This is a genomic window from Microbulbifer guangxiensis (genome assembly GCF_021729075.1).
GTDB lineage: Bacteria > Pseudomonadota > Gammaproteobacteria > Pseudomonadales > Cellvibrionaceae > Microbulbifer > Microbulbifer guangxiensis.
The window spans coordinates 572,626-587,307 of record NZ_JAJSAQ010000003.1; the positions used below are offsets into that span (position 1 = coordinate 572,626).

Consider the following 14,682-nt stretch of genomic DNA (forward strand, 5'->3'; position numbering starts at 1 on the left):
GGCAGCCAAAAGCGCGGATTGTGGCTTTTCCCGACTTTCACGGTGAACACGATCACGCGGTTAACACGACCAAGAGTGCAGGGTGCCGGCAGGGCATTCGGGGGACGAGGTGGAGATCAAGGAATCGACGAATGTAGTCTCCCTCTCCAGGAGGGGCGGCAACGGTGTGAGCGGAACTGCGAGCAGTCCGCAGGTGCTTCCCGCCACGGTTGGTATTCTCAAAGACAAAGCCAGGGACCTGCTGCTCGAGAGGCTCAAGCAGCTGTTTGGCAAAGTGGATGACTCCCTCTTTTCCATGGCGGAGCGCGCGCACGGCCAGGAAGAGCAGGATGGCCTCTTTCAGGCGCTCAGGCTGCTCAGGGTCGAACGACGCCGTATCTCTTCCCGTTTCGGCGCCAGCCTTGAAGAGGGGTTCTTCGTCTCGGAAGCGCAAGGCGAGGCAGAAGAGCCGCTGCTGTCAGAGAACCTCTCCCTGGTGCACAACGATGACCTGGAACAGTTGGTTGCCGTTGACACCATGGTGGCCAATGCCAGAAGAGACTTTGCCGACGCCCTCAACGAGCTGACACTGCGGCTGGATTCCCTCTACCCGGTCAAGGTTTTCGAGAAGAATAATCCCCTCCGCCCGGAAGCTCTCTGTGATGCTTTTGTGGAGGCGCTGCGCCCTTTGGAGATCCATATCCGTGCCCGGCTCACGGTGCTCAAGAAATTTGAGCAGGAAGTGATGCTGCATCTGGGTGAACTCTATGACGGATGTAACCAGACACTGGTGGAGCAGGGCATCCTGCCAGACCTGAGCCATCGGCGAAGCACTGCGCGGCGGGACCAGGCGCGAGCCCGCCAGGAAGACGCCAGGGGCGAGCCTGGTAAGGGCCAGGGAGTGCCGGTCGAAGAGTCTGTACCGCCGGTGCAGGGTGGTCAGGCCCCGCACGGCCACAACACGGGTTTCCAGGGCCAGCCCGTGGGACAGTTTGTCCCCGGCCTGCTGCCGCCAACTGCCGGCCTGGCCCCCATGCCCGCCTCTGATCTTCTCGGGCACCTGGGTGCATTGCAGGCTTCCGTGCCTGCGGGCCAGGGCGCCGGTGCGCAATTGCTGGATGTCAGTCAGCTGCTCCAGCAGCGCCTGATAGAGGCAAACCAGTCTGCATCCCTCGCCAAGGTGGACAGTGACATCATCAAGCTGGTGGAGATGTTGTTTTCGTTCATCCTCGAAGACCGCAACCTCGCCGAGCCGATCAAGTCCCAGCTCGGGCGGCTGCAGTTGCCTCTGCTCAAGGTGGGGATCGCGGACAAGTCGCTGTTCTCCAAAGGGGGCCACCCTGCACGCAAGTTACTCAATGCCCTTGCTGATGCCGCGACCGGTTGGCAGGCGGGGGAAAACCATGAGCGCGAGCCGCTCTACCGTGAGACCTGTCGCATCGTCGACCGGATTGCAAACGAATTTGATCGGGATGTCGGCCTGTTCGCCGAGCTGCTCGAGTCATTCGAAGCGTTTATTGCCCGCGAACGCAAGCGTGCAGAGATGCTCGAGAAGCGCGTGGTGGACGAGGCGGACGGCCGGGCGAGAACCCAGGCTGCCAGGGCCCGGGTAGCGGCAGTCATCGATGCGCTGGTGGCCGAGCGCGATGTGCCCCAGGTAGTGCACGACTGGTTGATGCAAGTCTGGAGTAATGTGCTTCTCGTGACCTCTTTGAAGGAGGGCACGGAGTCCGAGGCCTGGAGCCAGGATGTGCGCACTGCTCGGGATCTGGTGTGGAGTGTCCAGGCTCCAATGCCGGACAGCCGGCAGCAGTTGCTTGCACTATTGCCGGCTCTGCAGGATCGCCTGAGGGTGGGGGTGCAATCCGTCTCCCTGAATCCCTTTGAGGCCCGCCGTTTGTTTGCCGACCTGAAGGAGGTCTACCGGGAGCGGTTCGCGCTGGCCCAGCGGTTGCTGGCAGAGAGAACTGCTCAACAGGATCAGGCGGCCGGGGCCAACCAGGGTGAGCCTGCGGTGGAGGAGCCAGCAGAGGCTGCAGCGGCCGGGAAACCAGAAGCGCAGGTGGTCAAGGAAAATGCAGTGCCGCAGCTGGACGAGCTGGAGCAGGTCGCCGCGGATGCTGAGGTTGCGGCTTCCGGCGCGGCCGAAGTTGAGCCACAGTCAATCGACGAGAGTGACGCGCACTGGCAAATGACTTTTCGCCTTGCTCAGGGCAGCTGGTTTGAATTCAAGCGCTCTGAGGACGAGCAGTTCCGCTGCCGCCTGGCTGCAGTGATCAGAGATATCGACCAGTTTATTTTCGTTAACCGCAATGGTGCGAAGGTGGCCGAGTTCTCCCGCCTCGAACTGGCTCATGCCCTGCGAGAGGTAAGGCTGATGCCGCTCGACGACGGCATGTTATTTGAGCGCGCCCTGCAGTCAGTCATTGGTAACGCACGGAAAAGCCGCGAGAAGCTGCCGTAGCCAGCGGATCATCGGGTATTGATGTCACCGAAAGACAGGTTGTCATTAATGCCCAATCGACTTGTCCACGAGTGACAATTTCAACATTTTCGCCTGCCATTCGTGACTTCCCATCAAAATGTGGAAAAATTTCGAATAAATGGCGGTGTAAGTACCCGCCAACCCCTTGCTTGATGGCGGCAATTCCCGGATATTCTCCTCTGCACTTGTTAACCTCCTGTTTGTGAACCGGTTCTCGTAGTGAGTCCCGGCACTTTCAAGTTTTCGCCCCAGTGTGGACGAGGTTGGCAGCCGGCAGGCTGGTTGTTTTCTGGCCGGTTATTCGATGCATCCGTCAAGGTCAGGGTAGACCGTCGGAGAAATCCCATTTCTCAACGCCAGGGTGGCGATCAGAGGCAATCATGGACACCAATGACTTCCCGCGCGTGGTCGCGTTCTCAGGAAAAAATGTCAATGATTCAGGAAGATCTCGCACTTCCTCTCTCCCGAGTAAGGTAGCGAGCGTCCGCGATGTTGCGAGCAGCTGGTTGTTTGCTCGCGTGAAGGAAATCTTCACTGCGGTGGACGACACCCTGTTCGCGACTGCGGAAAAAGTTCACACACAGGAAGAGCAGGACGGACTATTCCAGGCCCTGCGTGTGTTGCGTCTCGAGCGCAATCGGGTCACTGACCGTTTTGTCAGCGGCGTATCGCAGGCCTTTGACGACCTCAACGATCCGCAGAGATCCCGCAGCAAGCCGGCCACCCAGGACCGGGACTCCGACAGCAGCCTCTCGCTGGTGCAGAATGATGACCTCGAACAGCAGGTGGCGGTGAAGACGATCATCGCTGCGGTCAAGCGTGATCACGCCAGCCCCATTGCCGAATTGACCCTGCGCCTCGATACCCTGCTGCCCTCCAAGGTTTATGACGAGAATATGCCGCTGGCCCCGGGCGTCATCTGTGACGCCTTCGTTCAGGCGCTCAGCCCGCTGGATATTCACCTGCGTGCGCGGCTGACGATGCTGAAGAAGTTCGAGCAGCTGCTCGGCCTCAAACTCGGCACCCTCTATAAGAATTGCAATGACCTCCTGATCGAGAAGGGCGTCCTGCCCGGCCTGAAAGATCCCCTGTTGCATCGCCGCGCCAAGCCGGCGGGTGGCGCCTCGCCCACAGCCCCGCAGTCCGGTATGCCCACAGCCCAGCAAGGTCCCGGTGAGCAGCCCGGAGGGGATGCCTGGCCGGGAGGTCTGCCGCTCGGTGGTGCAGCTGGTACCGGTATGCCCCAGGTGCCCGGGGCGCCTGCCGGTGCGGGAAGCTTCTCCGGTGCAGGAATGCCGACGGGTGCAGGAGTGCCCACGGGTGCAGGGATGCCTGCCGGTGCGGGCCCGGGTATGCATGACGCCGGAGCCGGTTTTGCCCCGGGAGGTTATACCGGTGCTGGCTTTGGCGGCTCTCCGGCGGCGGGCGCTGCCCCTGCTGGTGGCAGTGCCGGCCAGTCGGGTGGAGCCGCTGGTGGATACGGTCTGATGCCGGCCTCTGCCGGTGTCGCTGCGATGCCTACCACGGACCTGCTGCAACACCTGGGTGCGCTGCAGACCACCGTGCCGCTGCAGGCAGGCCCCACCGGCCAGCTACTGGACGTCAGCGGCCTGCTGCAGGAGCGTCTGGTTGAAGCCAAGCAGAAAGCTTCGCTGGAGGAACTCGACAGCGAAGTCATCCGCATGGTGGATATGCTGTTCTCCTTCATGCTGGAGGACCGCAACCTGGCCGAGCCGATCAAGGTCCAGTTGATCCGCCTGCAGCTGCCGTTACTGAAGCTGGCGGTATCGGACAAGGCCTTCTTCAGTAAGGGCGGTCACCCGGCGCGGAAGCTGTTCAATGCGCTGGCGGATGCTGCCATTGGCTGGCAGCCCGGGGAAAATTTCCGCGAGGAACCTTTCTACAAAGAGATTTCCTCAATCGTCGAGGAAGTGCTGGAGAAGTTTGATCAGGACGAGGACATTTTTGTCCGCCTGCTGGACGAATTCGAGGCATACGTTGAGCGCGAGCGTCGCCGTGCGCGGGTCATGGAGCGCCGCTCGGTCGAAGAGGCCCAGGGCAGTGCCCGGGTCGAGGCCTCCAAGGCGCGCGTCGCCGCAGTTTTTGATGCCCTGACCGCTGAACGCCGGCTGCCCAAAGTGGTGCATGTGTGGCTGAACCGGGTCTGGAACAGCGTCCTGTTCCGCACCTGTCTGAAAGAGGGGACCGACAGCGATCAGTGGCGTCGCAACGTGCTCACCGCCCGCGACCTGGTGTGGAGTGTCGTGGCGCCGATGCCGGAAAGCAGTTTCAAGATGCAGCAGTTGCTGCCGGGATTGCGCAAGCGCCTGGATGAGGGGGCGCAGTCCCTGTCCCTGAATCCGGCAGACCGCCAGCGCCTGATGGAGGCGCTGGACCAGCTGTACCGCGAGCGCCAGGCCCTGGCGGACCGTGTGGAATCCGAGCGCGAGCGTCGCACTCGCGAGCGCCTGGTGCAGGAACTGCGCCGGGAGGCTGACAGCATTCTGCGTATCCCGGATGTGGCTCCCCAGGAGCCGGTCGGCGCTACCGCAGCTCCGCTTGAGGCCCTGGTGCCAGCGGAGGAAAAGCCGACGGAAGCGGAAGTTGCAGCGGAAAAGCCCATCGCTTCAGAGGCCGAAGTCCACGAACTGCTCGACGGCGACGCGGACTTGCCGCGGATGGAGAAGCTGGAGCAGGTAGTGCAGGAGGCGCCGCAGCGTCGGGAGGCCAATCTCAAGCCCCTCGAAGATTCCGATCAGCACTGGCGCCAGACGTATCACCTGAAAGACAGCTGGTTCATGCTTTCCGAGGCCGATAAGGCGCCGGTGCGCTGCCGGCTCGCAGCCATCATCCGTGATCTGGATCAGTTCATGTTCGTGAACCGTTCCGGTGCCCGGGTGGCGGTATACAGTCGCCTGCAGCTTGCCCACGCGCTGCGGGAGAAGGTCATGACTCCGTTGGAGCAGGGGCCGCTGTTTGAGCGCGCCCTGCAGCACGTGGTGGGCAATATCGGCGAGAGCAAGATTCCTGTGACCGTCTCTGAAGAGGCGGAAGCGGATCAGGTTGCGGCAGAAGCGCCGGTGCCCGAAGAGGGCTGATCACCTCCTCCCTGACAGATGGCCGCCAGGCAGTTGGCGACCCCTCCCATCTCTCCATACAATGGCTTTTTGTCGGCGCCCCTGTGGGGCGCCCAATAAACGGTTACTGTGCCTGCAAATGATGAAATACCGAGTGGAAAACGGCTGGCTGGAGGGGGCGCGGCGTGTCCCCAGTCCGCACTGCAACGAGCGCCCGCAGGATGCGGAGATCGATCTGCTGGTGATTCACAGTATCAGTCTGCCGCCCGGGCAGTATGGCGGGCCCTATATCGATGACTTCTTCCAGGGCCATCTCGATACCAGCGATCATCCCTACTTTGAGGAGATCGGCGGCCTGCAGGTCTCGGCCCACCTGTTGATCGACCGCGAGGGCGGCGTGACCCAGTATGTGCCGTTCGATCGCCGCGCCTGGCATGCCGGGCAGTCTGAATTCTGCGGCCGCTGCAACTGCAATGATTTCTCCATCGGTATCGAGCTGGAGGGAATCGATACCGACACCTACACCGAGGCACAGTATCGTGCCCTGGCTGCGGTCACCGCGGCGCTCATGGATGCCTACCCGGGTATTGGCACCGAAACCATTACCGGACATTCCGATATCGCGCCCGGCCGCAAGCTGGATCCGGGCCCCGGTTTCGATTGGCAGCATTACCATCGCAGGATTGAGCAGGAGCGCCAGGCCTGATTCTCACGTGTGCACCGTGAGGGTTTTTCCGCCGGCCCGGTAGCGGTATTCTGTCACTCGTCTTTTCCCGATCGAGAATAACTATGGCTCTGCTCATTGTGTTGATTGCCCTGGCGCTTGTGCAGCTCTGGGGCTCTGGTGCACCGGTGCATCGCGATGGCTGGTTTCGATGGTGGCGGAGCCGTCTGGCGCGCTTCCCGGCCCTGCAGCAGAACCCCGGTCTGATGCTGCTGGCGGCGGTGCTGCCGCCAGCACTGCTCGGCGCCCTCATCATGGTCATGGCTGAAGCTTTGCTGGGCTGGCTCGGTATCCTGTTTGCTGGTGTGCCCTTGCTGCTCTATTGCCTCGGTCGGGGCAATTTCAACGAGATGGTCTCCAATTACCTGCGTTACTGGTATCAGGGCGACCTGGCTGCGGCCCGCACTGCGGCTGCGCCCCTGTTGCCGCCGCATGAGGAGGAGGGCACCTCGCCCCAACAATTACACGAACAGGTATTCCGCGGTGCTGCCTACTGCGCATTCGAGCGCCTGTTTGCGGTGCTGTTCTGGTTCATTCTGCTGGGCATTCCCGGCGCTCTCCTGTTCCGCCTGAGCGCGCTCTACGCAGAAGAAGAGGGCACCGACAACAGCATGGCTGCCCGCTGGCTGTGGCTGCTGGAATGGCTGCCGGTGCGGATCATGGGATTCAGCTTTGCCATCGTCGGTAACTTCGCCGGTGCCTACCGGGCCTGGCGCCAGTGCCTGACCTGCCGGGAGCGGGCAACCGATGAGGTACTCGAGGCCTATCTCGAGGGCGCCCTCGGCGGCATCGATGCCAGTGAGTGCAGCGCCGGGGCCGAGGTGGCCGAGGCCCAACGCGCTTGCGGTGCACAGCTGGAAGGGTTGCAGGCATTGCTGTCACGGTCGCTGTTGTTGTGGATAACCGTGATGGCGCTGGTGGTGCTTTTCGGCTACTGAACTGGCTGCGGCCGCGACTTTTCTTGATTTAGCTGGCGCCTACTTGGGAAAATTGTTCCAATTGACCGATGGACTTGCCGCAAAGCCGGCAGGAAGTGGCAGCGGGCAGCTGGCAGACGAGGGTTTCGGCCTGCCCGCCATCAGCCGCTGCCGAGAATTGCTAATAAGAAGCAGAAACACGGGACAGATTCATGGATGCACCGACACTGGAGCCCAAGATGGCGACTGATCAAGATTCCAGCCCTGCCAGCGCTCTCAACGCACCTGCCCTGGTGGCCGGCCTGCGCACTTATTTTCGCAGTGGCACGACGGGAGAACTGGGCTGGCGCCGCCATCAGCTGTCGCAGTTGCGCAAGATGGTGATGGAGAATGAGCAGCGCTTTATCGACGCCCTGAAGAGTGATCTCAACAAGGCGCCGCAGGAAGGGTTCATGACCGAGATCTCGGCGGTTGTCGGGGATATCGACCATGCGCTCAAACACCTGAAGCGTTGGGTGCGGCCCCGCCGTGTCTCCACCCCGGTGGTTGCCCAGCCGGGCAAAAGCTATATCCTGCCGGAGCCGCTGGGCGTTGTCCTGATTATCGGCGCCTGGAATTACCCGCTGCAGTTGAGCCTCGCTCCACTGGTGCCGGCGATTGCCGCCGGTAACTGCGCGGTCGTCAAGCCATCGGAGCTGTCGCCCGCCACTTCGGCCTTGATTGCGGAGCTGATGCCTCGCTATCTCGACAGTGACGCTTTCGCCTGTGTCGAAGGTGCCGTCGAGGAAACCACCGCGCTGCTGGAACAGCGCTGGGACCATATTCTCTACACCGGGGGTGGTCATGTGGGCCGCATCGTCATGTCTGCCGCCGCAAAACACCTGACACCGGTGACTCTGGAGCTGGGCGGCAAGAGCCCCTGTGTCGTCGCCGACGATGCCGATATCGAGGTCACCGCCAGACGCATTGCCTGGGGCAAGTTCACCAATGCCGGCCAGACCTGCATCGCGCCGGATTATCTGCTCTGTACCCGCGCTACCGCGGAACGGCTGCTGCCGGCGATCGAGAAGTCGGTACGTGAGATGTTTGGCGAGAATCCGCGCGAGTCCGCCGACTACGGTCGCATCGTCAACGAGCGGCACGCCCGTCGCCTTGCCGGATACCTGGGAGAAGGTGAAGTGCTTTGGGGCGGTGAAGCGGATCCGGAAAACCGCTACGTGGCCCCGACACTGGTGCGCAATCCCGGCCCGGAGGCGCCGGTAATGCAGGAGGAGATCTTCGGCCCCATCCTGCCAGTGGTGGAGCTGGACGATTTCGGCCGTGTAGAGGAATTCATCAACGAGCGGGACAAGCCGCTGGCACTGTACATATTCACCCGCGACCAGGCCACTGCGGACCGGATCCTGCGCCGCTGCAGCTCCGGTAATGCCTGCGTCAATGACTGCATGATGTTCATGGCCGCGCACGATCTGCCCTTTGGCGGGGTCGGTCCCAGCGGCATGGGTGCCTATCACGGCGAGCATGGCTTCAAGACGTTCAGTCACTACAGGGCGGTCATGGAGCGCAAGTACATGCTCGACCTGAATGTACGTTACGCGCCTTTCAATAAACTGAAGTTCAAGTTGCTGCGCTGGCTGCGCTGAGCGGCACACACGGCTTCGGGGCCCGGCCGGGAGGTCGGGCTCACGGTGTCCCCCTACAAGGTTTGCTTCGCCCCCATGCTCAATGAAACGCCCGATCTCCCCACAAGCGCCGAGGTGTTTACCGCCGCGCAGACCATCGCCGGACAGGTGCATACCACGCCGCTGATCAGCAGTCACCAGCTGAATACGCTGACTGGCGCCAGCCTGCATTTCAAGTGTGAACACCTGCAGAAAGTCGGGGCGTTCAAGGCCCGCGGTGCCTGCAATGCCCTGGCACAGCTGCCTGCGGGCACTCACCTTGTTGCCACACACTCCTCCGGCAATCACGGTGCTGCACTGGCCTGGGCGGCGGGGCAGGCGGGCCTCCAGTGCCGGGTGGTGATGCCGGAGACTGCGCCCCTGGCCAAGCGGGTCGCTGTCGCCAGCTATGGTGCGGAAATCATTTTGTGCGGGCCGACCCTGGCGGATCGCGAAAACACCCTGGCCAGACTGGTGGCGGAGACCGGTGCGCATGTCGTGCCCCCATTTGATGACCGGCGCATCATTGCCGGACAGGGAACCGTGGCGCTCGAAATCATGCAGCAGTCCCGCGACGCGGGCTTCACACCCGATATCATCATCGCTCCGGTGGGCGGAGGCGGACTGCTGGCCGGGATTGGCCTGGCCATGGCGGCCCTGGCGCCGGGGACGGTGGTTCTCGGGGCCGAGCCCGCGGGTGCGGACGACGCCCAGCGTTCGCTGCGCAGCGGCCAGCTGGTGACCAGCCAGCAACCGGAAACCATTGCCGATGGGCTGCGCACTACTCTCGGGCAGCGCAACTTCGACGTGATCCGCGAGACGGTTCGCGATATCGTTACGGTCTCTGAGGCTGGCATCGTCGAAGCAATGGAGTTGCTGTGGACCCGCACCAAGCAGCTGGTGGAGCCCTCGGCTGCAGTGGGGCTGGCGGCAGTGCTCGAGCACGGTGCGCGCTTCCGCAACAAGCAGGTCGCCGTTGTGCTTACCGGCGGCAACATGGATCTGGACAGGGCCTGCAACCTGTTCAGCAGCAGGGAGAAGACCGCATGAACCCGTTTCTACCCGCCCACACCGGACCGGCTCTGGCCACCCGCTGGGCTGCTAAACTGGTGGCAACCATAATACTGACGGTATTTGCCTCCATGTCCTCCGCCCAGGAATTCACGCTCACTTCTGACACCCTCAAGGCCGGCGAACGGATGCCCATGGAGCACGTCTACAGTGGCTGCGGCGGTGAAAATGTCTCACCCGCCCTGAGCTGGAGCGGCGCACCGGAAGGCACAAAGAGCTTTGCCCTGATGGTCTATGACCCCGATGCGCCAACCGGCAGCGGCTGGTGGCACTGGGTGCTGTTCAATATCCCCGCTGACCGGGACAGCCTGCCCGCCGGCGCCGGTGAGCCGAAAAATGGCCTGATTCCGGAAGCGACCCAGGTGCGCAATGATTACGGCAGCCCGGGTTATGGCGGTGCCTGCCCACCGAAGGGGCACGGCGACCACCGCTACCAGTTCCGCCTGGTTGCTCTGGGTGTGGAAGAGCTTCCCCTCGATGAAAATGCCACGCCTGCACAGGTGGGTTTCAACGTGAATGCCAATAAGCTGGCCGAAGCCCAGCTGGAAGTGCTCTGGGGGCATTGATCGCCACCGGCCATTGCACTGCCAACTAAATCTATAAAAGGACAGTAAAGCGGCATGCAGGAACAGAGACTCTCCTGGGCAGAGGCGGCCAAGGTCTACCTGAAGCCTCGCGTCATTGCGATGTTTTTCCTCGGCTTTTCCGCCGGGTTGCCCTTCCTGCTGGTGTTCTCGACCCTCGCCGCTTGGCTCACGGATTACGGCGTCAGCCGCACCACGATCGGCTTCTTCGCCCTGGTGGGGCTCACCTATTCGATCAAGTTTGCCTGGGCGCCGGTCATCGACCACCTGCGTATTCCATTGTTCACCCGCTGGCTGGGGAAACGGCGTAGCTGGATGCTCGTTTCACAGTCGGGGATTGCCCTCGGCCTGCTTTTTCTGGCCAATATCAACCCCCAGCTCGCGTTGACCAAAATTGCAATCGTGTGTGTGGTGATCGCATTTTGCGCGGCTTCCCAGGACGTTGTTGTCGACGCCTTTCGCATTGAGGCAGTCGATAAAGAGTTTCAGGGAGCGATGGCAGCCAATTATGTCTTTGGCTACCGGGTGGCGTTGCTGGTGGCCGGTGGCGGGGCGCTGTACATTGCCGACATCACTGACTGGTCCACCTCATACCTGAGCATGGCGATGTTGATGGGGGTGGGCATCATCACCACGCTGCTGATTGCCGAACCCGATCACAACAAGGCATCAGAGTCTGCGAAGCCTTTTGAGCGCACCTGGATTGAGCGTATTCTCGGGCCGGGTCAACACGGCGGCCTGAAAGAGTGGTTTGTGAAGGCTGTGGCCTGCCCGTTCATTGATTTTTTCCAGCGCAATGGCCGCTTTGCACTGATCCTGCTGTTGCTGATCGGTATCTATCGCATCAGTGATCTGGCCATGGGAGTCATGGCCAATCCCTTTTACCTGGACCTCGGCTTTACAAAAACGGACATCTTCCAGATTGTGAAAGTGTTCGGTTTTTTCTTTTCTATTCTCGGGGCCTATCTCGGTGGACTACTCGTGGTCCACTACGGGATCTTGCGTCCGCTGATTCTCGGTGCGGTGATGGTCGCGGCCACCAACCTTCTTTTCGCGCACATGGCCCAGATAGGGCCCGAGAAAAGCTGGCTGGCGATCCTGATCAGCGCCGACAACATCAGCGCCGGGATCTCCAATACCGTGTTCATCGCCTACCTGTCGAGTTTGGTCAATCAGGAGTACACGGCCACGCAGTATGCGTTGTTCAGCTCGCTAATGACCCTCCCCGGCAAGTTCATCAGCGCATTCTCGGGAATCGTGGTGGATACCCAGGGGTACTCCATGTTCTTCATCTACGCCGCCATTCTCGGAATTCCGGCGATCCTGCTGGCGATTTATGTCTGGTGGCGCGACCGTCGCAAGGCTGCCGAGGCCGAGCCGGCCCCAGGTTAATAGCGGCCGCGATTCAGGGTCGCCAGCGGAATCGCGCTAAATCGACGCGTCCGCCGATGGCGATCACCCCCTCCTGTGCCAGCCTCTCCCGCTGTCTCTGGGCGGCAGGCTCCGGCAATGAGATACGACCGCTGGCGTTGATGACGCGGTGCCAGGGCAGGGTGGTGTCAGCCGGCAGCTGGCGCAACGCCTGACCGGCGCGGCGCGCTGCCCGTGGATAGCCGGCCATCTCGGCCAGGTCGCCATAGGTGATCACGCGCCCGGCGGGTATCTTTGCCAATACCAGGTAGATAGCCGCCTGCATGGGGCTGTTCGGCGCAGTTTGTCCCTTTTTGTCTGGCACTGGCTTTCTGGTCACACTCAAATCGACTCTTTCCGGCTCCGTTGGAGCTTGTTCACGCTTGCCCGGCCCTGCAAGAGCGGGTGCGAGTGTGGCATCATTGCATTCCTGTTGTCCCGGGTCATCCTGGCCTGGACCTACCGCGGTACATAACTCCCTACAAACCAAGGTTTTCCTGTGCTTTCAGTTGTACGCCCATTCTTGTCCCTCGCTCTCTCAGGTCTGCTGCTCACCGCGCTACCAGCTTATGCCGGTGTGCTGACGCTGAACAACGGTGACCGTGTCTACGGCAACCTGGTCGTGGTCGAGAGGGACCACGTGGTATGGAAGTCGGAAAATTTTGGCGAGATCCGGGTGGAAAAGTCCAAGGTGCTCTCCCTGGATACGGATGTCGATCTCAAGATCGCCGGACGCGATGGCCCCTGTGCACTGGCGGGCCACCGTCGCGAGCAGTGGGAGCTCTACTGTGAAGAGGGTGAGGGCTGGGTGATGGATTTCCCCGCCATCGACCGCGCCGAGCCCTATGTGAATTTCGTCGGTAACCCGGTGGTGTTCCACGGCAATGTCAACGCCGGCGGTGTATTCGAAACCGGTAACCGCGAGCGGGAGGACCTCGATGTCAACGTCAACCTGGATGTGCGCAGCGGCGATTTTCACCACCTGATCAAGGCCCTGTACCAGAACGACAGCGGGCCCGAGGTGGACTCACTGGAGAAATACCAGCTCGCCTACAACCTGCGCTGGATCTTCTCCGAGAAATGGTTCGCCGCCGGCAACACCGCCGTCGAGAGGGAAGAGGCCCGGAACCTGGACCTCGGTACCACCTACGGTCTCGGTCTCGGTTACCTGTTCTTCGATACCGATAAGGCCACCCTCTCCCTGCAGGGCGGTGTGAACAGCCTGCAGGAGCAGTTCATCGACGACGCCCTGAGCGAGGGTCAGGATGAGCGCTATGCGGCCGCCCGTACCGCTCTGAACTACCGCTACAAATTCGATCTGGGGCCGGAGATCTACTTCGACCACGAATTACTGCAGTCCGTGAACAACGGTGAGGACTACCAGACCAATGCCAGGCTGGGCGTCCGCACCCCGCTGGTAAAAGGCATTCTCATGGAGATCGCCTATCACTGGCTGTACGACAATACGCCCTCCCTGGAGAGCGAGAAGGAAGATACTAAGCTGACCGTCGGTGTCGGCTACCAGTGGTGATCTGAGAACAATAAGAGAGACAGAAGATGAATATTGCAGGAAAAGTAGTTGCCATCACCGGTGCCGGGCAGGGTCTGGGCCGGGCCATGGCCACCTATCTGGCAGAGCGCGGTGCGCGCCTGGCTCTGCTGGACGTCAACGAAGAGGGGCTGCAGGAATCCATTGCCCAGTGTGAGGCTAAAGGTGCTGAAGCTCGCAGCTACAAGGTGAACGTGGCCAGCGAGGACGAGGTGGACACCGTGTTCGCCAGGGTTGCCGAAGACTTTGGCGGCCTGCATGTACTGGTCAACAACGCTGGCATCATGCGCGATGGCATGCTGCTGAAAGTAAAAGAGGGCAAGGTCACCGAGCGGATGTCGCTGGCACAGTGGCAGTCGGTGATCGACGTCAACCTGACCGGCGTCTTCCTGTGTGGCCGTGCAGCGGCTGCGATCATGGCGGAGAGCGGCGAGGGCGGTGTGATGGTGAACATCTCCAGTGTGTCCCGCGCTGGCAACATGGGCCAGACCAACTATTCCGCCAGCAAGGCCGGTGTCGCCACCATGACCGTGACCTGGGCCCGCGAACTGGCCCGCTACGGTATCCGTGTGGCCGCTATCGCGCCGGGCTTTATCGGTACCGACATGGTGGCACAGATGCGCCCGGAAATTCTCGAGGGTCTGCTCAAGCAGGTACCACTGCGTCGCCTCGGCGAGCAGGAGGAGATCGCCTCCACCGTGGCCTTCATTGTTGAGAATGATTACCTCACCGGTCGCGTACTGGAAATTGACGGCGGCGCAAGGATTTAACTTCTCCGCTGCAGTGGTGGCTGGTTGCCACTACTGACTACCCGGTCTGGTTGCTGCAGGCCATCCCAGCTCCAGCGCCGAAACACTGGACCCCGGCCTTCGCCGGGGTGACGATCGTGGGGTTCCGGGTGACGGCGCTCAGTTGGTTGATGACTCTTAGTTGGCTGATGGCTCTCAGTTGGCTGACGGCCTCGGTTGGTTGACGGTACTCAGTTGGCTGACGGCTGTCAGTAGGTTAACGGTTCTCAGTTGGCCGAGAGCGCGCAGTTGGTTAACGGCTCTCAGTTGGCTGACGGCTCTCAATTGGGTGACGCCAGTTGTCCGTTGAGGTGATGAACGTCGATTGCCGGGGCGGCCAGAGTTACCCGCCGGGCATTGAATCCAATCCACCAGCTAGAGAGCCCGACCCCCGTCATGCCGGCGCAGGCCGGCATCCAGTTTTGTCCGCGCCTCAG

Annotated in this window: 11 protein-coding genes; 10 read left to right on the top strand and 1 reads right to left on the bottom strand. The window is 61.7% G+C overall.

Features of this window, described 5'->3' with window-relative positions; genetic code table 11:
- The first annotated feature begins 82 nt into the window (after positions 1–82).
- From LVD12_RS09465 to LVD12_RS09500, 8 genes are all read left to right on the top strand, one after another.
- Positions 83–2,443, top strand: coding sequence for a DUF1631 domain-containing protein (locus LVD12_RS09465; protein ID WP_237067453.1), 2,361 nt, complete (start codon positions 83–85; stop codon positions 2,441–2,443).
- Positions 2,444–2,844: 401 nt separating this feature from the next.
- The gene (locus tag LVD12_RS09470; RefSeq protein WP_255771751.1) at positions 2,845–5,562 is read left to right on the top strand and encodes a DUF1631 family protein; all 2,718 of its coding nucleotides are present in this window, start codon (positions 2,845–2,847) and stop codon (positions 5,560–5,562) included.
- Between the two features lie 118 nt (positions 5,563–5,680).
- Positions 5,681–6,247, top strand: coding sequence for a 1,6-anhydro-N-acetylmuramyl-L-alanine amidase AmpD (gene ampD, locus LVD12_RS09475; RefSeq protein WP_439651341.1), 567 nt, complete (start codon positions 5,681–5,683; stop codon positions 6,245–6,247).
- Between the two features lie 83 nt (positions 6,248–6,330).
- Positions 6,331–7,203 carry a regulatory signaling modulator protein AmpE gene (gene ampE, locus LVD12_RS09480; protein WP_237067455.1) on the top strand — a complete coding sequence of 291 codons (873 nt, stop codon included), beginning with the start codon at positions 6,331–6,333 and terminating at the stop codon, positions 7,201–7,203.
- Positions 7,204–7,421: 218 nt separating this feature from the next.
- Entirely contained in the window at positions 7,422–8,825 is a 1,404-nt protein-coding gene (locus LVD12_RS09485) for an aldehyde dehydrogenase family protein (RefSeq protein WP_237067456.1), read from the top strand.
- 45 nt (positions 8,826–8,870) lie between these two features.
- The gene (locus LVD12_RS09490) at positions 8,871–9,893 is read left to right on the top strand and encodes a threonine ammonia-lyase (RefSeq protein WP_237067457.1); all 1,023 of its coding nucleotides are present in this window, start codon (positions 8,871–8,873) and stop codon (positions 9,891–9,893) included.
- On the top strand, positions 9,890–10,480 hold the full coding sequence (locus LVD12_RS09495; RefSeq protein WP_237067458.1) for a YbhB/YbcL family Raf kinase inhibitor-like protein: 591 nt from the start codon (positions 9,890–9,892) through the stop codon (positions 10,478–10,480). Before LVD12_RS09490 ends, LVD12_RS09495 begins: the two co-directional genes overlap by 4 nt.
- 54 nt (positions 10,481–10,534) lie before the next feature.
- The gene (locus LVD12_RS09500) at positions 10,535–11,890 is read left to right on the top strand and encodes an AmpG family muropeptide MFS transporter (protein ID WP_237067459.1); all 1,356 of its coding nucleotides are present in this window, start codon (positions 10,535–10,537) and stop codon (positions 11,888–11,890) included.
- Between the two features lie 13 nt (positions 11,891–11,903).
- On the opposite strand, the gene LVD12_RS09505 is transcribed toward LVD12_RS09500, so the two are convergent.
- Positions 11,904–12,233 (bottom strand): MGMT family protein, encoded by a 330-nt coding sequence (locus LVD12_RS09505; protein WP_237067460.1) that lies wholly within the window; start codon positions 12,231–12,233, stop codon positions 11,904–11,906.
- Positions 12,234–12,431: 198 nt separating this feature from the next.
- Here LVD12_RS09505 and LVD12_RS09510 point away from each other — a divergent pair, with 198 nt between their 5' ends.
- Both LVD12_RS09510 and LVD12_RS09515 read left to right on the top strand, forming a co-directional pair.
- Complete coding sequence (locus LVD12_RS09510) at positions 12,432–13,439, top strand: DUF481 domain-containing protein (RefSeq protein WP_237067461.1); 1,008 nt, start codon at positions 12,432–12,434, stop codon at positions 13,437–13,439.
- A 26-nt stretch (positions 13,440–13,465) separates the two neighbouring features.
- Positions 13,466–14,227, top strand: a complete 762-nt coding sequence (locus LVD12_RS09515) for an SDR family oxidoreductase (RefSeq protein ID WP_237067462.1) — start codon at positions 13,466–13,468, stop codon at positions 14,225–14,227.
- Positions 14,228–14,682: the final 455 nt, after the last annotated feature.